The 20,777-nt window shown below is 66.7% G+C and carries 20 protein-coding genes; 9 read left to right on the top strand and 11 right to left on the bottom strand.

Annotation, left to right across the window (positions count from 1 at the left end; genetic code table 11):
* The first annotated feature begins 70 nt into the window (after positions 1-70).
* A complete protein-coding gene (locus N415_RS22225; protein WP_068186786.1) occupies positions 71-1,504 on the top strand; it encodes an FAD-binding oxidoreductase in 1,434 nt (477 codons plus the stop codon).
* Between the two features lie 31 nt (positions 1,505-1,535).
* Here N415_RS22225 and N415_RS22220 read toward each other — a convergent pair whose 3' ends face one another.
* The 3 genes from N415_RS22220 to N415_RS22210 all read right to left on the bottom strand — a co-directional run bounded on the left by N415_RS22220 (position 1,536) and on the right by N415_RS22210 (position 5,435).
* A complete protein-coding gene (locus N415_RS22220) occupies positions 1,536-4,379 on the bottom strand; it encodes an RND family transporter (RefSeq protein WP_068186784.1) in 2,844 nt (947 codons plus the stop codon).
* Positions 4,376-4,819, bottom strand: coding sequence for an MmpS family transport accessory protein (locus tag N415_RS22215; RefSeq protein ID WP_068186782.1), 444 nt, complete (start codon positions 4,817-4,819; stop codon positions 4,376-4,378). The genes N415_RS22220 and N415_RS22215 overlap by 4 nt, the downstream gene beginning before the upstream one ends.
* Positions 4,820-5,006: 187 nt before the next feature.
* A complete protein-coding gene (locus N415_RS22210) occupies positions 5,007-5,435 on the bottom strand; it encodes a hypothetical protein (protein WP_193376492.1) in 429 nt (142 codons plus the stop codon).
* A gap of 114 nt (positions 5,436-5,549) precedes the next feature.
* On the opposite strand from N415_RS22210, the gene N415_RS22205 reads away from it, so the two are divergent.
* The 8 genes from N415_RS22205 (at position 5,550) to N415_RS22170 (ending at position 13,719) form a co-directional block, all read left to right on the top strand.
* A complete protein-coding gene (locus tag N415_RS22205) occupies positions 5,550-6,122 on the top strand; it encodes a TetR/AcrR family transcriptional regulator (protein WP_068186780.1) in 573 nt (190 codons plus the stop codon).
* Between the two features lie 106 nt (positions 6,123-6,228).
* Positions 6,229-6,987: a cysteine hydrolase gene (locus N415_RS22200; protein WP_081665418.1), complete on the top strand. Its 759-nt coding sequence runs from the start codon at positions 6,229-6,231 to the stop codon at positions 6,985-6,987.
* The gene (locus N415_RS22195; RefSeq protein ID WP_068186776.1) at positions 6,966-7,907 is read left to right on the top strand and encodes an aldo/keto reductase; all 942 of its coding nucleotides are present in this window, start codon (positions 6,966-6,968) and stop codon (positions 7,905-7,907) included. The genes N415_RS22200 and N415_RS22195 overlap by 22 nt, the downstream gene beginning before the upstream one ends.
* Positions 7,904-8,830, top strand: a complete 927-nt coding sequence (locus N415_RS22190) for a pyridoxamine 5'-phosphate oxidase family protein (RefSeq protein ID WP_068186774.1) — start codon at positions 7,904-7,906, stop codon at positions 8,828-8,830. Before N415_RS22195 ends, N415_RS22190 begins: the two co-directional genes overlap by 4 nt.
* A 10-nt stretch (positions 8,831-8,840) precedes the next feature.
* Positions 8,841-11,372, top strand: coding sequence for a SpoIIE family protein phosphatase (locus N415_RS22185; RefSeq protein WP_068186772.1), 2,532 nt, complete (start codon positions 8,841-8,843; stop codon positions 11,370-11,372).
* The gene (locus N415_RS22180; protein WP_068109168.1) at positions 11,372-11,689 is read left to right on the top strand and encodes an STAS domain-containing protein; all 318 of its coding nucleotides are present in this window, start codon (positions 11,372-11,374) and stop codon (positions 11,687-11,689) included. The genes N415_RS22185 and N415_RS22180 overlap by 1 nt, the downstream gene beginning before the upstream one ends.
* 4 nt (positions 11,690-11,693) lie before the next feature.
* Positions 11,694-12,476 carry a 3-hydroxybutyrate dehydrogenase gene (locus tag N415_RS22175; protein ID WP_068186770.1) on the top strand — a complete coding sequence of 261 codons (783 nt, stop codon included), beginning with the start codon at positions 11,694-11,696 and terminating at the stop codon, positions 12,474-12,476.
* 214 nt (positions 12,477-12,690) lie between these two features.
* Positions 12,691-13,719, top strand: a complete 1,029-nt coding sequence (locus tag N415_RS22170; RefSeq protein WP_239645661.1) for a PE family protein — start codon at positions 12,691-12,693, stop codon at positions 13,717-13,719.
* 24 nt (positions 13,720-13,743) lie between these two features.
* Here the strand turns inward: N415_RS22170 and N415_RS22165 are convergent, their stop codons facing one another.
* The 8 genes from N415_RS22165 to N415_RS22130 all read right to left on the bottom strand — a co-directional run bounded on the left by N415_RS22165 (position 13,744) and on the right by N415_RS22130 (position 20,657).
* On the bottom strand, positions 13,744-14,469 hold the full coding sequence (locus N415_RS22165) for a glycoside hydrolase (RefSeq protein ID WP_239645660.1): 726 nt from the start codon (positions 14,467-14,469) through the stop codon (positions 13,744-13,746).
* A 52-nt stretch (positions 14,470-14,521) separates the two neighbouring features.
* Positions 14,522-16,159, bottom strand: coding sequence for an L-lactate permease (locus tag N415_RS22160; RefSeq protein WP_068186767.1), 1,638 nt, complete (start codon positions 16,157-16,159; stop codon positions 14,522-14,524).
* A gap of 228 nt (positions 16,160-16,387) precedes the next feature.
* Entirely contained in the window at positions 16,388-16,822 is a 435-nt protein-coding gene (locus N415_RS22155; RefSeq protein ID WP_068186765.1) for a DUF6632 domain-containing protein, read from the bottom strand.
* Entirely contained in the window at positions 16,819-17,787 is a 969-nt protein-coding gene (locus N415_RS22150; protein WP_068186763.1) for an RNA polymerase subunit sigma-70, read from the bottom strand. The genes N415_RS22155 and N415_RS22150 overlap by 4 nt, the downstream gene beginning before the upstream one ends.
* Positions 17,771-18,511 carry a DUF899 domain-containing protein gene (locus tag N415_RS22145; protein WP_068186760.1) on the bottom strand — a complete coding sequence of 247 codons (741 nt, stop codon included), beginning with the start codon at positions 18,509-18,511 and terminating at the stop codon, positions 17,771-17,773. The genes N415_RS22150 and N415_RS22145 overlap by 17 nt, the downstream gene beginning before the upstream one ends.
* 49 nt (positions 18,512-18,560) lie before the next feature.
* Positions 18,561-18,866 carry a hypothetical protein gene (locus N415_RS22140; RefSeq protein ID WP_068186758.1) on the bottom strand — a complete coding sequence of 102 codons (306 nt, stop codon included), beginning with the start codon at positions 18,864-18,866 and terminating at the stop codon, positions 18,561-18,563.
* 5 nt (positions 18,867-18,871) lie between these two features.
* Positions 18,872-19,741, bottom strand: a complete 870-nt coding sequence (locus N415_RS22135; RefSeq protein WP_068186756.1) for an NmrA family NAD(P)-binding protein — start codon at positions 19,739-19,741, stop codon at positions 18,872-18,874.
* Positions 19,734-20,657, bottom strand: a complete 924-nt coding sequence (locus tag N415_RS22130) for an NmrA family NAD(P)-binding protein (protein ID WP_068186754.1) — start codon at positions 20,655-20,657, stop codon at positions 19,734-19,736. The genes N415_RS22135 and N415_RS22130 overlap by 8 nt, the downstream gene beginning before the upstream one ends.
* Positions 20,658-20,777: the final 120 nt, after the last annotated feature.

The following is a 20,777-nucleotide window of genomic DNA, read 5'->3' as shown; positions in this document are numbered from 1 at the left end:
GCACGCCACACGGCCCCGCGGCCCCCGGGAATGACAATGCGGGCATGACGCAATCGCGGGAGCCCTGACGATGGCGCGTGAGATCTCCCGCCACGCGTTCCTGCGCGGGGCCGCCGGCGCGTTGGCCGCCGGCGCGGTCTTCGGCCCGGTGCGGGCGACCGCGGCCCCGAACCCCTCCGGCTGGGACGGCCTGACCACCGCCATCGGCGGGCGGGTCGTGCTGCCGCAAGATCCTCAATTCGCCGGCGCGAAGCAGGTTTTCAACACCAACTACAACGGGTTCACGCCGGCGGCGATCGTCACCCCGACGTCGGCGGCGGACGTGCAGAAGGCGATGGCCTTCGCCGCCGCCAACAACCTGAAGGTCGCCCCCCGCAGCGGCGGGCACTCCTACATTGGCGCGTCGACCGCGAACGGCGCCGTGGTGTTCGACCTGCGCCAGCTGCCCGGCGGGATCAACTACGACGCGTCCACCGGGCAGGTCACCGTGGCGCCCGCGACCAGCCTGTACGCGATCCACGAGGCGCTGGCCGCGGCCGGACGGGGCATCCCGACGGGTACCTGCCCGTCGGTCGGCGCCGCGGGGCACGCGCTGGGCGGGGGATTGGGCGCCCAGTCGCGGCACGCGGGCCTGCTGTGCGACCAGCTGACGGCGGCGTCGGTGGTGCTGCCCGGCGGCCAGGCCGTCACCGCGTCCGCCGCCAACAACCCCGATCTGTTCTGGGCGCTGCGCGGCGGCGGTGGCGGCAACTTCGGGGTGACGACCTCGCTGACCTTCGCCACGTTCCCCACCCGCGAGGTCGACGTCGTCAACCTCAATTTCCCGCCGCAGGCGTTCGCGCAGGTCCTCCTCGGCTGGCAGAACTGGCTGCGCACCGCCGACCAAAGCATGTGGGCGCTGGCGGACAACACCGTCGACGGGTTCGGTACGCATCCCCGGATAATGGCGACCTGCCCGGCCGGATCGGGAAACAGCGTCGCGGCCGCCATCACCAAAGCCGTTGGGGTGCAACCGAGCGGGACCGAGAACCACACGTTCAACTACATGGACCTGGTGCGCTACTTGGCCGTCGGCAACCTCAACCCGTCGCCGCTGGGATACGTCGGCGGCTCCGACGTCTTCACGGCGATGACCCCGGCCGCCGCCCAGGGGATCGCGTCGGCGGTCGAGGCGTTTCCGCGTGGCGCCGGCCGCATGCTGGCGATCATGCACGCCCTCGACGGCGCGCTCGCCACCGTGGCGCCGGGTGCGACGGCCTTCCCGTGGCGCCGGCAGGCCTCGCTGGTGCAGTGGTACGTCGAGACGGGCGACCCGGCGGCGGCGACGAGCTGGCTCGCCACGGCACACCAAGCGGTGCAACCGTATTCGGTGGGCGGTTACGTGAACTACATCGAGGCGAACCAGCCGGCGTCGCGCTACTTTGGGCCCAACCTGTCGCGGCTCGGCGCGGTGCGGCAGAAGTACGATCCCGGCCGGGTCATGTTCTCGGGGCTCAACTTTTAGCAGTCGTGGCGCTAGCGCAGGCTGACGGTGCTCACGTGGCCGGCGTGGCCGCGCGAACCGGCAGCGGACGGGACCGCACCAGCGTCGGCCACCAGAACCACGGCCCGAGGATGCGCAGGATGCAGGGCACGACGAACGACCGCACGATCAGCGTGTCGAGCAGCAGGCCGATGCAGACGGTCGAACCGACCTGGCCGACGGTGCGCAGATCGCTGCTCAGCATCGCCAGCATGGTGAACGCGAAAACCAAACCGGCAGAAGTCACTACACCACCGGTGCTGCCGAGGGCGCGGATCAGACCGGTGTGGATTCCGGCATGCAGCTCCTCTTTGACCCGAAGGATCAACAGCAGGTTGTAGTCCGAGCCCACCGCCACCAGGATGATGAACGTCAGCGGCAGAATCAACCAGTGCAGCGGCAGTCCGATGAGGTGCTGCCAGACGAGTATCGAAAGCCCGAACGCCCCGGCATAGGAGAAGGCCACCGTGCCGGGGATGACAATCGCCGCCATCAGACTCTTCGTGAGGAACAGCATGATCAAGAAGATCAGCACGAAGGCGGCGATCGCCACGATGAGGAGATCGGACGCGGCATATTGCTTGATGTCCTTGTTGGTGGATCCGGAACCGCCGATATAGACCTTCGAGCCGGCCAGCGAAGTCTCTTTGAGCGCAACGGTTATGGCGTTGGGGAACTGTTCGACGTGCTGCACGCCTTCCGGACCGTTGGCGTCTCCCTCATGGGTGACGATGATTCGAGCGGCCTGGCCGTCCGGTGACATCAGCAGCTGCATGCCGGTCTTGACGTCCTCGTTGTCGAAGCCCTCGTGCGGGATGTAAAAGAAGTCGTCGCTGCGGGCCTGGTCGAAGTCGAGCCCGACATTGATCTGGTCGTCAAATGTCTGGTTGGTCTGGGTGGTCTGCAGAGCCGACTGGCCGTAGGTGCTGACCAGAAGGTTGGCCAAGGCTTCCGAGTCGTCGGCCGTCAGCTTCAGCTGCACGATGATTTGCGGCACGATCTTGTCCATCTCCTCGAGGGAGAGCTTGGCTTGGTTGATGTCAGCCGCCAAATGGTCGATGTTGTCGAGCGTGTCGAACAACGACCTGAACGCCCAGCACATGGGGATATCGAAACAGTGCCGCTCCCAATAGAAGTAGCTCTTGATCGGTCGGAAGAAGTCGTCGAAGTTTGAGATTTCCTGGTTCATCTCGTCAGTGACCCGTTGCAGATCTTCGACGGTGAGAACCGTCTTGTGCAGCTCGTCTGAGAGGTTCTGGAAATAGTCGATCTCTTTGCGCGTGACCTCGACGGTGTGCTGCGTGATCTGCGCCTGCTGGTTGGTATTTGCGTTCTGCTGCTGATTGAACGGGAGCTGCTGGCCGCTCCCGCTGCCCTGTGTGGTGAACAGATACGGAATCGTGGCGTGTTCCAAAGCTCGACCCATCGGCCTGGTGATGCTTTGCACCATCGCGACGCCCGGAAGGCGCTCGAGCGCCTTGGCCGCGCGATCCAATGAGATGAAGTCGCCCGAATTCCGCATGTCGTGATCGGTCTCGATCATCAGCATCTCGGAGAACAGCTTGCTCTTCGGGAAGTGTCGATCGGCCGCCTGGAAGCCCAAATTCGCGGGCGCGTTGTGGGGCTGGTACTGGCGGTCGTCGTAGTTCTGCCGGTACGTCGGCACGAAGATCGCCCCGAGCAGAACCGCGGCGGCACTGGCGAACAAGATCGGCACCGGCCACCGGACCACGCTCGCTCCGATCCGCCGATACAGGTGTGCCTTGGCCTTGCTCCTCGGGTCGAAGAGCCCGAACAGGCTGCCCAGCGTCAGGAAGGCGGGGCCGAGCGTCAGCGCCGCCGCGATGGTGAACAGCATGCTGATCGCGACCGCCGGGCCCATGGTGTGGAAGTAGTTGAGTCGCGCGAACGTCAGGCAGTAACACGCCCCCGCGATTGTCAGTCCCGAGCCGAGGATGACCGGCGTGACGCTCTTGTACGCGGTGTAGAACGCTTCCTCCCGGCTCTCGCCGTCGTGTCGCGCCTCGTGATAGCGACCCATCAGGAAGATGCCGTAGTCCGTGCCGGCACCCAGAGTCAGCGCGACGACGATGTTCACGGCGAACGAGGAAAGTTCGATGTACCCGAGATGCCCGAGGGTCGCGATAACCCCCTTCGCGACCAGCATCTCGAACAGCACCCCGGCCAGCGGCACGAACAGGGTGACGATGGAGCGGTACACCAGCAACAACATTCCGATGATGAGGAAGATCGTCACGATCGTGATGTCGTTCAGACTCGAATTCGCAATCGCCACCGTGTCCGAGGCGAGCGGGGCCGCGCCGCTGACGTAGACCTTGAGCCCGGGCGGCGGCGTGTCCTTGGCGACGATGTCCCGAACGGCGGCAACGGACTCATTCGCTTGCATCTGGCCGATGTCGCCCGCGAGGCGCAACAGTACGTAGGCGCACTTGCCGTCGAGACTCTGCGCGCCGGCCGCGGTAATCGGCTTCCCCCACAGATCCATGGCGTACTGCACGTGCTTGGGGTCGCCCTTGAACCGGCGCATCAAATCGTCGTAGTACTGGTGATCCGCGTCGCCCAGCGGCCGGTTGGCCTCCAGCACGATCATGGCCAAGCTGGTCGAATTGGACTCGCGGAATTTCGCACCGATGGACAGCAGCGCCCGCTGCGACGGCGCGTAGTGCGGGACCAGCGGGCCCGCGAGCTCCTCGGCGACCCGCTCGACCTGGGGCATGAAGGTGTTCGTCGACACGGCGAGCAGGCCCCAGAAGGCGATGATCGGAATCGCAAGGGCGCGAACCATTCTGGGGACGAACGGGCGCTTCGTCCGATGTTCCGCGCGTGGCTCGCTCATGCGGATTTCACCAGGCAATAGACGTGGGCATCCTGATTGGTATCGGACTGTTCAGCGCGGATGACGCCATTTACCCGCAGTCGGCAGCCGACTTGACCGCCATGCACCTGCGCCGAGAGGCTGCCGGACACCACGGTTAGCGTCGTCGCCTCCGTATGCGACCACGGCAAGGCCGTGAGATCGACCCGATGCGGATGTCCGTTTATATCCACCCAGACGAGCATCCCGCCTTCCCCGACGGAACCGAACAATTCGTATGTGAGCCGCTTGATGCTGAACTCCGGCGGTGCCGCCGGCTGATTGACGGTGATGACGGGCGGGGGCTCCGAGAACTGGTGCACCTTGTACATGGCCACCCCGCCGACAACGAGCGCGATGACGGCAACGAGCGGCAGCCAGATTCGCGCCAAGACCCGCCTGCCCACCGGACGAGGGCTCATTCGATCACCTCTCGTAACTCGCTCGGGCCACCGTCTTCTCCCCCCGGCCCCACCCCTAGGCCAACTGCAGATAGTAGACGGTCATGTACCCAATGGACAGATGATCGTGCAAGAGTAGCGACCTTGCAGCCGGAACGCGACCGCAACGACCTGCGGGAGCACGCTCCGGTGGCTCACGGCAGCGACTTCAGGAGATCTTTTGCAGACGCCGTTTCAGTCTTGCGCTGCGGATGATTTGAGTCGTGAGATTTATGGACGCCAAGATCGGGAACAGCCCGAGAAACGTCCGCTCGGAGGGCGTCGCCCCATGCAAGTGGTAGAGGCTTCCGAACACGTAGAAGCAGCCGAGCGAGAACAACGCGCCCGGGATGCAGAGCGTCAACACCGAGCTACGGGCGCCGAGGAGGTGCCTTGCGTAATCCAGCTCCTCTTGTGACATGGGTTCGCGCTTGCGCACTTTGCGCGTAACGGCTTTGGCGCTGCCGATTTCGTCGCTGATCGGGGGAGGCGGCCGGCCCTCCAGCCGCTTGACGTGTACGGCGGCAACGGCGGCGAACAGCAACGCGAACATCAGGGCGAGCAGCGTCAGGAAACCGAACAAACCCGAAGTCACCATTTCCGCTCCTTCGCTCACCGATAGGCCATCAAAAGCCGCTTCAGACGCTACGCCACCCGCCGCGCCCGTAGCGGACGACCGAAGATAGGTGACCGGTCGGCTAACATAGTTGCCATGCCCCGCCCACCGAACCCCGAGGTGCGGTCCCGCCTGCTCGCGGCGGGACAGGAACTCCTGCACAAGCGCGGATTCGCCGCCAGCGGCGTCAAGGACATCACCGACGCGGCCGGCGTCCCGAAGGGGTCGTTCTACGCGTATTTCCCGAGCAAGGAGGCCTTTGCCGCGGCGATCCTCGAGCATCACTGGGCAGACATCGAGGCGCGGTTGCTGCCACTCCTGGAGGCGGACGGGCCGGCGCAGGAGCGGGTCAGGCGCTTCTTCCACGCGCTGGCCGACGAACACGAGGCCGGCGATTTCCTGCTCGGCTGCCTGGTCGGCAACCTGTCGCTCGAACTCAGTGGGACGAGCGAGCCGGTACGCAAGGAGCTCGTGAGCATCCTGGACCGCTGGGGTGCGGCCCTGGGCGAGTGCCTGCGTTCGGAGGTTCGGGGCGACCTCGAAGCGGGGGACCTCGCCTTTCGACTGATCGAGGCGTGGGAAGGCGCGGCGCTGCGCGGGAAAGTCACTCGCAGCCGCGTCCCGTACGACCGGTTCGAAGCGGTCACCGTTCCGGCGCTTCTGCACTGATTTATAGCTCCGGGAATGGCGGGATTGATAGCCTTGTTAAATAGACGACTGGTCATCTATGCTACGTACGCTAGACGGACCGGCTTCGATACGCAGGGAAGGCTCGATGACAGACCTGAGCGACTACGCTGAACCCCAGAATCCCGCCCTGCCGTATTCCGGCTTCACGCTCGACCTCGAGCACGCCGCACTTGTTCTCACCGATCCGCAGATCGATTTCCTTAGCCCAGAAGGCGTTGCATGGCCGGTGTTCGGTGACAGCATCCGTGACAACAACGTCGTCGCTCATATCGGTGAGCTGCTGCACGCCGCCAAGCTGGCGGGCATCACCGTCGCGGTGTCACCGCACTACTTCTACCCGACCGACAAGCAATGGCTGTTCGGTGATCCGCTCGAGAAATTCATGGGCGCCGCGGGCATGTTCGGTCGCCAGGGTGCCTACACGACCGAGGGATTCGCCGGATCCGGTGCAGACTTCCTGCCCGCCTACCGGGACCACATCCACGACGGGCGAACGGTTATCGCCTCCCCGCATAAGATCGTCGGCCCCGAATCGAACGACCTGGTGCTTCAGTTGCGCAAGCGCGGCGTCAACCAAGTGATCCTGGCGGGCATGGCCGCCAACCTGTGTGTCGAGGGCCATCTGCGCGAACTCATCGAGCAAGGCTTCGAGGTCGCGGTCGTCAAGGACGCCACGGCCGGCCCGCGCCTCCCCGAAGGCGACGGCTACCTCGCCGCCCTGGTCAACTTCCGATTCCTCGCCAGCGCGGTGTGGACCACGCCCGAGGCCGTCACCCTGCTTACCAAGCACGTCGTCACCAACAACAAGGAGGCCGAAAAGCCATGGCGCCGAACGAGAAACTAAACCAGCACAGATTCGCCTTGAACGACGGCAGCGGCGCGATTCCGGCGCTAGGCTTCGGCACGTCGCTGTCCGATCGCACCGAGACGCGAAACGCGGTCAAGGCCGCGGTCGAGATCGGGTTCCGCCACCTCGACGCGGCCGAGCGGTACCGCAACGAAGCGGACGTCGGCGCGGCGCTCAAAGAGTTGTTCGCCGCCGGGACCGTACGTCGTGACGAACTGTTCGTCACCACCAAGCTGTGGAACAACAATCATCGGCCCGAACGGGTGAAGCCCGCGCTGCAGGCCAGCCTGGATAAGCTCGGCCTCGAGGCGGTCGATCTGTACCTGGTGCACACGCCGTTCGCGTTCCGGCCCGGCGACGACCAAGACCCCCGCGACCGGCACGGAGCCGTCGTCTACGACGACGGGGTCACGCTGGAGGAGACCTGGGCTGCGATGGAAGCCCTTGTGGACGAGGGCCTTTCGCGGTCGATAGGTCTGTCGGACATCGACGCCGCGGGCACCCGGAAGATTGTCGAAACCGCCCGAATCAAACCGTCCGTCGTCGAGGTCGAGTCGCACCCTTATCACCCGCAATGGGAACTCCACGAACTGTGTAAGGAGCACGGGATCATCCTGTTGGCCTTCGCCTCGCTGGGCCATGCGCTCGAACCGCGATTGCTCGACGACCCCCTCATCGTCTCGATTGCTCGGCGCGTGGGAAAGACGCCGGCGCAAGTGCTTTTGGCGTGGGGCATCCAGCGCGGCTCGGCCGTCCTCACCGCGTCGGTCAAACCCGCACGGATCGGCGAAAACTTCGACGTCACCGCCCTTCCTGAGAGCGCGATCCAAGAGATCAATGAAAGTCTGGTAACTCGATACCGGTTCAATTCCGTCGTCGACGCCGGACAACCGGGCTTTGCCGAGGTGCCGCGATGACATCGAGCGTGGGTTTCCACGCCGGTGAGTTGGCTGTTCAACGACAAGCCGGCGTCGAGGCCGAAGCCGCCCGGCTCGCCGCGATGGTCGGACGTGGACAACTACGCGCCGGCATGGCCGCCTTCCTCTCCGAGGCGCCATTCGCGGCCATGGCCGCCCGAGATCGGTCCGGACGGCTTTGGACCTCACCGCTGTTCGGCGCACCCGGGTTCCTGCGGGCGGCCTCGCCGACCGCCCTGGAGATCGGAGCGGAGCTGCCGAGTGCCGACCCGCTCCACGACCTACCTTCCGAACAACCGGTGGGTGTCATCGCCATCAACTTCCTCACCCGAAGGCGCGTTCGAATCAACGGTCTTCTCAGCTCCACCGAGCCCGGCGCCCTGACCGTCGACGTGGACCAGGCCTACGGCAACTGCCCGCAGTACATCCACCAGCGCCGCGTCGACGTCCATGGGGCGCCCGCCGACGACCGGAGGCGGTTGTACTCTGGAAAAGCGTTGCGAGCCGAGGACATTCGTGTCATCGAGGCGGCCGACACCTTCTTTCTGGGAACCACCCACCCCACCGCCGGCAGCGACGCCTCCCACCGCGGCGGCCCCCCGGGGTTCGTCCGGGTTGCCGAGGGCCGCCTGTGGTGGCCCGACTTTCCTGGCAACAACATGTTCAACAGCCTCGGAAACCTCGCCGCGGACCCCTCCGCTGCGCTGCTGTTCGTCGACTTCCGCGCCGGCATCACCCTCCAGCTCTCCGGCCGCGCGAGCGTCCACTGGGACGACCCAGGCGACGCCGGCACCGGACGCCAGGTGCAATTCGTCCCCGAGTGGGTAATCACCACCGCAATACCCGCCCTCGGTGACACCGACCACACCCCGTACCCGGCCAACCACCGAGCCTCAAACGGAGAGCCGGAATTTAACAATTAGATTTGGAGCTATGGGGCAACACGACCGGGACGACGTGAGTTCCCAGCTGGACGAGCTGGCGGCTGCTCGCGACCAGTTGGAACACCTGGTCCGGGTCATCGTCGAGATCAACGCCGACCTGGATCTGGATTCGACGTTGCATCGAATCGTCAACGCGGCGATGGAGCTGACCGACGCCCGGTACGCGGCGCTGGGCATTAGGGCGCCCGACGGCACGCTGGCCTCGTTCGTTCAGGCGGGCATCGACGCCGACACGGCTCGGCGGCTCGGCGACCTGCCGGTGGCCGACGGCCTGCGCGTCGACGATCTGAGCGCCCACCCGGCGACCGCCGCACTGCAGCCGCGCGACCCGAAGCTGCGGGCGCTGCTCGGCATACCGATCACCGTGCGCGCGGCTGACTTCGGCAGCCTCTACCTCGCCGACGATCGTCCGGGCCGGGTGTTCACCGACTCCCACGAATCCGCGGTCCGGGCACTGGCCACGGCGGCCGCGGCCGCCATTGACAACGCGCGCTTGTTCGAGCGGGAACGCGAATCGTCGAAATGGACGAAGGCCAGCCGGGAAATCACGACCGCGCTGCTGTCCGGTGACCCACAGACGGGGCCGTTGCAGCTCATCGTGAACCGGGCGCTGGAGTTGGCCGACGCCGAACAGGCCATCTTGCTGGTCCCACGGGAGCCCGATCTGCCCTCCGATCAGGTCGACACCCTGGTCGTGGCCGCGACGGCGGGCCGGTACGCCTCGGAGGTGATCGGCCGGCAGGTGCCGATGGACGCCTCCACCACCGGCGGCGTGGCGCGTCGCGGCCTGCCGCTGATCACCGATTCCTTCCAGTATCCGATCGAGGGGTTCACCGACGCCGGTGAACGCTCGGCGATCGTGATGCCGCTGATCGCCGACGGCCGGGTGCTCGGGGTGATTGCCGTCGCGCGCCACCCGGGGCGGCCGGCGTTCGGCAACGATTACCTCGAGCTGGTCAGCGACTTCGCCCGGCACGCGGCCATCGCGTTGGCGCTGGCGGCGGGCCGCGAACACGCCCTCAACCAGGAACTCGCCGAAGCCGACAGCGTCGAAGATGCCGTGCATGCCGCGGCCGAGGAACTGCGCCGGCTGTGGCGGGCCCGCCGCGTCCTGGCGGTCACCTTCCCGACCCGCGACTCCACCGCGGAAACCGCCTCTCGTGAACCGTCGGTGGAATCGGTCGGCGAGTCGGCGCAGTGGGCGGACCTGCCCTCCGAAACGCGACAGATGCTCAGCTCGTTGCGCGATGGCGATCTGCTCACCCCGAACGCAGCCGAGCCCGGCACCGCGGGCATCGCGCTGCAGCATCCCGAGGGCGTGCTCGTCGTGCGGATCGACCTGACCGAGCGGCGGCCGTTCACCCTGGAAGACCAGACGCTGCTGACCGTGCTCGCGGGCCGTCTCGGTCAGGGGCTGCAACGGGTGCACCAGGTCGACCAGCAGCGCGAAACGGCCCTCGCCCTCCAGCACGCCATCCTCGGCCCCGCCGACTTACCCCACGGGTTCGCCGTGCGCTACCAGGCCGCCAGCAGGCCCCTTCAGGTCGGCGGCGACTGGTACGACGTCGTCGACCTGGATGACGGGCGCATCGCGTTGATCGTCGGGGATTGCGTCGGCCATGGCCTGGCCGCCGCCACCGTAATGGGGCAGGTGCGCAGCGCTTGCCGCGCGCTGCTGTTCGAGAACCCCAGCCCCAGTGCCGCCCTGGCGGGCATCGACCGCTTCGCCGCGCGGCTGCCCGGCGCGCAATGCACCACCGCCGTCTGCGCGGTGCTCGACCCCGAGACGGGTGAACTGGTCTACTCGAGCGCGGGGCACCCGCCACCCGTCCTCGTCGACGCCGACGGCACCACCCGAATGCTCGACGACGGCCACACCATCGCGCTCGGAGTTCGACCCGACTGGCCCCGCCCCGAAGCACGGGTGACCATTCCGCCGCGCGCCACGTTGCTGCTCTACACCGACGGACTGGTCGAACGTCGCCGTCGACTGCTGCACCAGGGCATTTCGCGCGCGGCCGCCCTCGTCCAGGACGGGCGCGACTCCACACTGGACGATCTGGCCAACCAGATCATGGCCGGTCTGGCGCCGGAAGGCGGCTATCAGGACGATGTCGTCCTGCTGCTTTACCGCCATCCGGCCCCGCTCGAGTTGGAGTTTCCGGCCGACGTCAGCCAGCTCGCGCCCACCCGCACCGCACTGCGCCGGTGGCTGACCCGGGCCAAGCTGGACGCGGATCAGACGATGAACGTGCTCGTCGCCGCCGGAGAGGCCGTCGCCAACGCCATCGAGCACGGTCACCGCCACAGCCCCGGGGGCACGATCAGCCTGGGCGCCACCATCTTGGTCGACCAGGTGCGCTTGACGATCACCGACACCGGCTCGTGGAAACCTCCGCAGCCGGCTGCCGAGACGAATCGCGGCCGTGGCATCGCTTTGATGCGGGGCCTCATGCAGGACGTCACCATCAACCCCGAGGCCGCGGGAACTACGGTTCACCTATGCGCGAGGATCACCTGATGCCCACGTCGCTGACCCTCGACACCGCGCGCCGCGACGACGGGAAGCTCGTGCTGACCGCGACGGGCGAAATCGACCTGAGCAACATCGACGAGTTCAACGACGCACTCAGGAGAGCCATCGCCGAGGCCGCGAACAACAGCGGCACGTTTACCGTCGACCTCAGCGCGGTGGAGTACCTGGACAGCGCCGCCATCAACGCCTTGTTCGCCCGGGCCGCCCACATCGATGTCATCGCCCACCCGCTGGTGATGCCCGTCCTCACCGTGAGCGGCATAACGGAGCTCGTCACCGTCGAACCGGCAGCCGAACGCTGACCCGATGCTTCGCGGAAAGTCGGTACTCGTAACGGGTTCCACGTCCGGTATCGGCCTCGGCATCGCGCGCGCCTTCGCCGCCGAGGGCGCGAACGTGACCCTCAACGGCTTCGGCGACCCGGAGGCCGTTGAGGCGCAGCGGCGCGACATCGAGGAGACGTTCGCGGTGACCGCGGCCTATTCGGGCGTCGATGTGACCCAGCCGGACGAGGTCGCCGACATGATCGCCGCCGCCGAAAAGTCCTTCGGCGCAATCGATGTCCTCGTGAACAACGCCGGCATCCAGTACGTGGCGAAGCTGGAGGAGTTCCCGGTCGAGAAGTGGGACGCCGTGATCGCGACGAATCTGTCGGCCGTGTTCCACACCTGCCGTTGCGCGCTGCCCGGGATGAAACGCCGCGGCTGGGGCCGAATCATCAACATCGCCTCGGCGCACGGCCTTGTTGCCAGCGCCGAAAAAGCGGCATATGTCGCGGCCAAGCACGGCGTTGTCGGACTGACAAAAGTGGTGGCCATCGAAACCGCCAACCACGGCATAACATGCAACGCGATCTGTCCCGGCTGGGTGATGACGCCCCTGATCGCCCAGCAGATCCAAACGCGCGCCGACGCGGCGGGCAAGTCGTTCGACGAGGTCAAACCGGAATTCGTCGCCGAAAAGCAACCGATGGCCCGCTACACCCAACCGGAGGACATCGGCGCGCTCGCGGTCTTTTTGGCCGGCGATGCGGCCGCCACCATCACCGGCGCCAGTTATTCGATCGACGGCGGGTGGACGGCCCAGTGAGCCGAAATCCCCGACGGCCCTGAGATTTTGGGCGGCGAGCGCAATCAACCGTCTTCGCCGGCCGCCGCCCGCAGTTGAGGCTCATTTGGCCGGTGTCATTACTGAAAAACGGGGTTTTCGTAGGCGTTTCGGCGATATCCCAGTACGCTCTTATTGCTGAGTCATCGGGCGACTGTCGCAGCGGATCGGCGGGAGGCGCGTTTTGTCATATCTCGTGACGGCTCCAGAGCAGCTGCAGTCTGCGGCCGAAGGTTTGGCAGGCATCCGCTCATTGCTGTCCGGGTCCGCCGCGTCGGCCGCGGCGCCCACGACGGCCGTGGCCGCCGCCGCTCAGGACGAGGTATCGGCTTTGGTCGCAACGTTATTCAGCGATTTCGGCCAGGAATTTCAAGCCATCAACGCCCAAGCCAACGTGTTTCACGAGGAGTTCGTCGGCCTGATCAACGCGGGCGCGGGCGCCTACCTCGGCACCGAGCTCGCCAACGCCGGGGCCGCGGCCGCCGCTGACTTGAACCTGTCGTCGTTCTTGGGCGGCAGCGCGAGCCTGAACCTGAACGGTGGACTGGTGACCCTGCCGCCGATCCTTGGCGGTGGCGTGCTGAGCGTGCCGTCGTTCATCACCGGGGGTGTGCTGGATCTGCCACCGATCTTGGGCGGTGCGGTATTGATCGTGCCGCCGATCTCCAGCGTCGGGTCCGCGATCGTCACCGCCGCGAGCCCGATCATCAACGGCGGCGTAGTAGAACTGCCCGCGTTCCTGGGCGGCGGGGAGCTGACCGTGCCGTCGATCCTCACCGGCGGCGTGCTGGACCTGCCCGCCAGCCTCGGCGGTGGCGTGGTGGGGTTGCCTTCCATCATCACCGGCGGTCTATTGAGCCTGCCCTCCAGCCTTGGCGGTGGCGTCTTTACGGTGCCCCCGATCACCACCATCCTGACCCCGATCCTGGACGGCGGCGCGGTGACCCTGCCGCCGGTCCTGGGCGGCGGACAGTTGAGCATCCCGTCGGTCCTGACCGGTGGGGTGTTGGGCCTGCCGCCGATCGCCGGCGGCGGGGACGTCAGCATCCCGTCGATCCTCACCGGCGGCGTGCTGAGCCTGCCCCCCAGCGTCGGCGGCGGGGACGTCGGGATCCCTTCGGTCATCACCGGCGGCACGCTGACCCTGCCCCCGAGCCTGGGCGGCGGTCAGCTGACGGTGCCCCCAATCCTCACCGGTAGCTTGCTGGGCCTCCTCGGCGGCTGACCGGAATCCCGAAGGCGCCGTTGATCACTCAGACGGCGCGGGCGTCATCGACCCGATGTAGTACGTCTCGTGACCGGTCGGGTAGCCGCCGCCGTTGGTGGCGATGTGAACGTGGTCGTAGTGGTTGAGCGTTTCGTTGCCCAGGTTCGACATCCAGCTCGGCGCGCCGACGCCCGGGTAGATCTTCTGGCGCCAGATCACGTGGTTGATTCCCCACCGTTTCGCGTTCGCCAAGGCGTACCCGGCGATTTCGTTACCGAGTTGGATGCCTTCCGGGCTGGCGTGATTGGGGATCATCACGTCGATCGCCAGCCCGTTGGGATGCCACGGCAAGGGATCCTCGCGATACCCTCCGATGGTGGTGATCTCCGGGAACAGCACGCTGATGGCGCGCGCCGCCCAGATGGTCTTGACCTGCAACCGCTGCTCGTTCGCGACGCCGGGAGACAAGGGGAACAGGAATTGCTGGGCGGCCGCGGGGGCGCCCGCCGCCAGCTTCTCCACCTCCGCGGGACTGGCGATCTGCGGCGCCGGACCCGCCGGCGGCGCGGCGGTCGGACCGGGCGCCGCCGCGGCGATCGGCGGCACGGACGGCCCGGCCGCCTGGCCTGCGGCCGGCTTGTCAGGGCAGCACGGCTGTGTGCCTTGGGCGTTGATGCCTTGGGCGTAGATGATCGCGGCCGAGACCACCAGCGAGGCCGCCAACGCCAACCACCGGCTTCGCCCGATGGCTAATACGCCTTTGCGCACGAACAGCAGCTTAGTGCGGTCCGGGACGGCCGTGGCAATCTTTTGCGAAGATTCAGGGCACCATCCAGGACAGCACCGACGCCTGCAGCCCGGACAGGGCGCAAATGAACGCCAGGAACACCAGGCTCCAGATGAACACGCGGCGGAAGATGTCACCTTCCTTGCCGTGCACGCCGACCGCCGCCGCCCCGATGGCGAGGTTCTGCGGCGAGATCATCTTGCCGAGCACTCCGCCGGAGCTGTTGCCGGCGGCCATCAACACCGGGGATAGTCCCGCCTTGGTCGCCGCGGTCACCTGCAGCGCGCCGAAGAGCGAGTTCGAGGACGTGTCGGACCCCGTCACCGCCACACCGAGCCATCCCAGGATGGGGGAGAGCAGCGCGAACGCGCCTCCGGCCCCGGCCATCCACGTGCCCAGGGTGATGGTCTGCCCGGATGCGTTCATCACGAATGCCAGTGCCAGCACGGCCATTACGGTGACGATGGCCCATCGCAGCTGGTGCAGCGTCGCCCCGTACGCCCTGACCGCGCCGCCCACCGACAGGCGCAGTGCCACCATGGTGAGGACCCCGGCCACCAGCATCTGCGTGCCCGGCGTGGTCAGCAGATTCAAGGTGAAGTTGGGCAGCGACGACGGGGCGCCCTTGGCCGTATAGAGATGCAGCCCCGGCCAATGCACGACGAAGGTCGCCTTGTCGAGAAGCTTCTTCACCCAAGAGATCTGGCAGATCACGAAGACGGCGATGACGATCGCGTAGGGCGAGTACGCGCGCAGCACCTGCCCGCGCGGGTCGGGATCCGCGACGCGCTCGGAGAAGTCGGGAGCCGGCGCCTCCGCGGCCCCGCCGGCGATGACCGGCGCGCCAACGTGTTCGGGGCGCGACGGCCTGATGCGAACCACCGAGACCACGGCACCTGCGGACAATAGCGACGCGATCACGTCGGCCAGTGGCACCGACACGAAGTTCGACGTCGCGTACTGACCCAGGCCGAAAACCACGCCGCCCGCAATCGCGGGGATCCACGTTTCGCGCACGCCGCGCCGGCCGTCGACGATGGCGACCAGTGCGAGGGGGACGAAGACCGCCAGGATCGGGGTTTGGCGCCCGACCATCGCGCCGAGCGTGTCGGTCGGCAACCCGGACGTCTTGGCGAGCGTGATGATGGGCGTGGCCATCGCGCCGAATGCCACCGGTGCGGTGTTGGCGACCAGTGCCAGCACCGCCGCCTTGATCGGTTTGAAGCCCAGCGCGAGCAGCATCACCGAGGTGACCGCCACTGGCGTGCCGAACCCGGCCAGCGCTTCGAGCAACGCACCGAACGAAAACGCGATGATGATGGCCTGGATCCGGTGATCGTCGCTGACCGTCGCAAAGCTGCGGCGCAGCACGTCGAAATGGCCTGTCTCCACCGTCATCTGGTAAACCCAGATCGCGTTGATCACGATCCACAGGATCGGGAAGAACCCGAAGACGGCGCCCTCCGCCCCCGCCAGCGCCGCCTGGCCGACCGGCATCCCGTAGACCGCGACCGCGATCACGAGCGCGACGGCCAGCGACGCAAGCGACGCCATCCAGGCCCGGACCCGCAACACACCGAGCATCACGAACAGCGAAGCCAGAGGCAGCGCCGCCACGAGTGAACTCCAGGCCAGCGAGTGGACGACGGGATCGAGGATCTGGCGATACATGTTGCGCACCTTCCGGACGGATGGGTGTGGAGGGCGTTTCTGGCCGCGAATCTCGTTGTGCTGCAACGGGAGTCGGTGGCCAGCCTCCGGCACGCCACCATGGCGACCGTCGTCGTTGTCGTATCAGTGCTCTATGCAGCACTCTATATCCGCGGGCATCGGTCGCGGCGTTCTGATTTCGCGCGGCGCGCTTGTCGCGGCACCGTTAGCCGTTGAGACCCTCGGTATTCACCTCGAATTAACCTGGTGGACTGGCTCTTTGCGGCGCCACAGGTATATGCCGAGCGCGAGGATCACCACGAACGGTATGTCGGTGAGGAACTTGCTCCAATAATGGTCGATCTCGGTAGCCGCCTGCACGGCCATCAATGCCCCGTGGACCAGATTGGCCCACATGGTGAAGTCCAGGAACGAGGCGTAGCGTGGAGGGTCAGCCACTGCGCGCAGCAGGAAGACTCCCCACACGATGTAGATCACCATCAGCATCGGCGGAACATGCAGATGCTCGCTGCCGCAGCGCACGTCGTTCCATATCGTCCAGTTCAACGCGCCGCCATGCTCGGCCAACAACGGCGACTGCGTAAGAAATCCCACGAACAACGACACGAAGATGGCCAACGTCAGCACGCCGTAGACGCGCAGGAACACCCGGAACGCCCTCATGACAGGGCCGCCGGCAGATCGAAAGGTCCCAATGCGCCGACGTCCATGAACGACACGATGCGTGAGATCCCATCTGGCGCAACGGTAAGCACCTGCAGCGAATGCAACCGGCGCTTCCCGTCCTCGGAACCGGTGTAGAGGGCTAGCGCGGGCTGCCCATTGGCCGAAGTCCGCAGGACCGATGCCTTGCCCAACTCGCGCATCTTCGCGCCCAAGAACCCACCGATGTCGTCCACGCCCCGAAACCAGGTGACAAGCGGCGGCATTTCGAACGTCGCGTCCTCGGTCAACACCGCCATCAGTCCGGTCACGTCGGCGTTTTCGAATGCGGCCACATAGCGGTCGAGCAACTCGCGTTCTCGGGTCTCCGGCGGTTCGACAAAGGTGTCATGGTCGGCCGGCAGGCGCGATCGGGCCCGCTGCAGTGCGCTGTTGACCGCCGCGACGCTCAGATCCAGCACCGCGGCGACCTCGGCCGCATTCAGGCTCAGCACGTCGCGCAGGATCAGCACGGCTCGCTGGCGGGGCGTAAGCACCTGCAGCGCCGCAACGAACGCTAGCCGCGCCGTGTGCCGCGCGGTGACCACCGCGGCGGGGTCCGCGAAGGTGCCGATCAGCACGGAATCGGGCGCCGGTTGCAGCCACGCCAGCTCTGCCGAGCCGGCCTCCACCGCGGCAAAGGCATCCATCGCCGGGTCGGTGAGGTCGGACGGCAGCGGGCGCCGACTGCGTCTCTCCATCCCCTTGATGAAGGCACGGGTGGCGATCCGATACAGCCACGTGCGCAGCGACGAGCGTCCCTCGAAGCCGTCGTAGGCGCGCCACGCTTCGAGGTACACGTCCTGCACGATTTCTTCGGCGTCATCAAGTGACCCGAGCATTCGGTAGCCGTAGGCGATCAGCTCCCGGCGGAACGGCTCGGCGAGTCGCCCGAAGTCCTCGTTGGTGTCAGTGGTGGTGGGCATGGCCGCCGTCCGATGCTCCGTAGGTGTCGTGCCAGGGCCACTCGTTGATGTAGCGCTGGCGGCCGAGCGGGGTCAGGTCCAGGAACCGGTAGGTGCTCAGCATGACGTCGGCGCCGACCCCGTAGGCGGAGTAGGTGTGGAAGACCCTGCCCTCGTTCTGGACGAAGACGCTGATGCCCTGCCCGTCGGTGCCGTCGGTGGCGACGTAATCCAGTCCCTCGCGCAGCAACGTGGCCTTGTCCTTGTAGTTGTATTCGATTGGCGCGATCGACTCGTCGCTGGTGACGTGGAAGTCGTAGTTGAAGTCGCTACCGTAGGACGAGTAGAAGGGCAGTTGCCAGCCCATCCGCGCTTTGAATTGGCTCAGCCGCGGATAGGGCGCCCGCGACACGAGCGCCAGGGTGGTGTCCGCGCCTTCGTTGAGGTGGATCGGGTTGGGCATGTTGTCCGCGGCGAAGGAGCAACTGGGACAGCCTTCGTCGAGGTCGTGCAGCCACATGAAGTGGTAGACGATCAGCTGGCTGCGCCCGTCGAACAAGTCGATCAGCCGCGCGCCGCCGTCCGGGCCTTCGAAGATGTAGTCCTTGTCGACCGGCACCGCCGGCAACGCGCGGCGCTGCTCGGCCACGGCGGCCAGCTGCCGGCTGGCGGCCTTCTCCTTGGCGAGCAGATCGAGACGCGCGGCGAGCCACTCGTTCCGGTCCGCGATGTGTGAGATCTTCATCGGTGTTTCCGTCCTTTCAACACATACTGAGGACCCGGCACGCAGAAATTCATCGATTCCGGCCGAAGTAGGCGCCAATGAGCCTGGCGCGGCTGACTATCGGCGGCGTTGCCAGCCGCTGTTCGAGGTCACGGTGAAACTTCCGGTCGGCTTCGCAATCCGCGAACGCGTCGCTGGTGCCGTCGAACACCGCGACGTGCAGAAAGCCCGTTCCGTCCTCGAACTGGAGCACCTGGTAGTCCAGCCCGCCGGGATCGCGGGCCGTGAGCTCGGCCAGCACGTTCTCGATCAACGCCCGGTTGTGCTCGGCCGAGTCGGCGCTGGTGTGGTACTGCACCACGGCGGCCCGGTGCATTTCCGTCACCCCCGTCCGTCCGTCCGCGCCAGCCAGCGCCGCACGTCCTCGACATCGGGGACGAGTTCGCGGGTGCGCGCGAAATCGGCTTGATAGGCCGGTAATTGGGCCAGCCATCGGAACATGGCCTTGAGGTCCTCGTCGTCGCCGAGGGCATCCGGCGGCAGTGAAACGTAGCTGGCCGGCGATCCCGACGCGTGCGAGATTCGCTGCGCGATCTGCTCGCCGGTCAGCTCGTCACCGGCGATCTCGACCGGTGCCGCCAAAGGATCTCCGTTCAGCAGCAGCGCGGCCGCGGCCCGCCCGATGTCGCGCACCGAAATCAGCTGCACCGCAATGTCTTCTGGCAATGGCATGGCCAGCTCGATGCGGTCGCCGTCGCATCGGATCATCAGTCGCAGCGTCTCCATGAAAAAGGTCGGCCGAACGAAGGTGACCGGAACCGCCTGCCGCAGAAGTTCCTCTATGACCTGCTTGCTCTCGAAATGGGGCACACCGCTGCCACGGTCAACACCGCCGACCGAGCTGTAGAGCAGAAACGGTAACCGCGCGGCCGCGGCCGCCGCCGCGATCACCCGCCCCTGTGCGACTTCACGTGCCGGGCCGTCGGGCCCGTCGTGGGTGGTCATCGCGAACGCCGCCGCGGCACCGGCGAACGCGGCCCTCATCGACCGCTCGTCCTCGGGGTCGGCGTACACCACCTCGATCCCGCGCTGAGCGAGCGCACGTGCCTTGCCGCCGTTTGGGTTACGCGTCGCCGCCCTGACCGGGACCGCCTGGTTGACAAGAGCGTCGACGACGGCGCCGCCTTGCTGGCCGGTCGCGCCGATGGCGGTGACTGGGCCGTCGAATACCGTCGTGGCTTCGCTAGGCATCTCGGTGGGCCTCCTGGAGTGCGCCGAACGAGGCTCGGTGTTGGCGAATGAAGGCTTCCAGCGACTGGGGCGCCACGCCGCCGATTGATTCGACGACGTCGGTCACGGTGTCGAAAACACCGCGTTGGTGGCTCTCGGCCACCCGTGACAGGTGCTCGATCAAATACGGCGTCATGACGTCGACCTGTGCGAGCGCCTGCCTCCAGGCTTCGCCCGGAACGTTGACGTATTCGACGGGGCGGCCCAACACTCGGCTGAAGACGTCGGCCTGTTCCGTCATCGTCAACGAAGCCGGCCCGGTCGGCACGTACGTCTTGCCCCGGTGCGCGGCCGGATCGGTCAGGATCCCGACGACCACGCGCGCGATGTCTTCGCCCCCGATCGGGGCGTGGGCCCCGTCGCCGTAAGGAAGGTAGATCTTGCCCTCGGCGCGAACGGTCGGGGCAGCGACGTTGAAGAGATTCTCCAGAAAGAACGGCGGCCGAAGGTGCGTGACACCGATTCCGGACCAGTCCAGCACTCGCTCGGCCAACCAGTGCGCGCGGGCTGCGGGGCTGCGATGATCCGGGCGCGCGGTGATCTGGGACATGTTCACCACCGATTGCAGGCCCGCCTCCGCGCCGGCCACGGCGAAGGTCGCGGTGGCCTCTAAGAGGCCTTCCGCCAGCGGATACGTGAAGTAGGCGCCCTGGATCCCGTCCAGCGCCGCGCGCACGTCGCGGTAGTCGCGGAGGTCGCCGACCGCGATCTCCGCGCCCAGCTCCCTGAGTTGGTCGGCCCGATCATCGGCCCGACGAACGAACGCGCGAACTCCCAGCCCGCGTGCGAGCAGCTGTCGCGCCGCGTAATTGCCCGTGGCTCCATGGCTTCCACCCGCGCCCGCTATGAGGTAGCGCGTGGGTGTCTGCTGCGTCATCTTCGTTTCCTTTCGTGGGCAAACGGTGCGAACACCTATACAGAGGCGCCGTGCCGCCCAAACTCATCGGCGCCGGGAAGGAGGCCACCATCTGTGGCCGGCGCAAGGAATCTCAATGAA

It is taken from the genome of Mycobacterium sp. UM_CSW, from assembly GCF_000455205.1.
GTDB lineage: Bacteria > Actinomycetota > Actinomycetes > Mycobacteriales > Mycobacteriaceae > Mycobacterium.
Note: the sequence above shows the minus strand (reverse complement) of the source record. Positions and strands in the feature narration are given on the sequence as shown.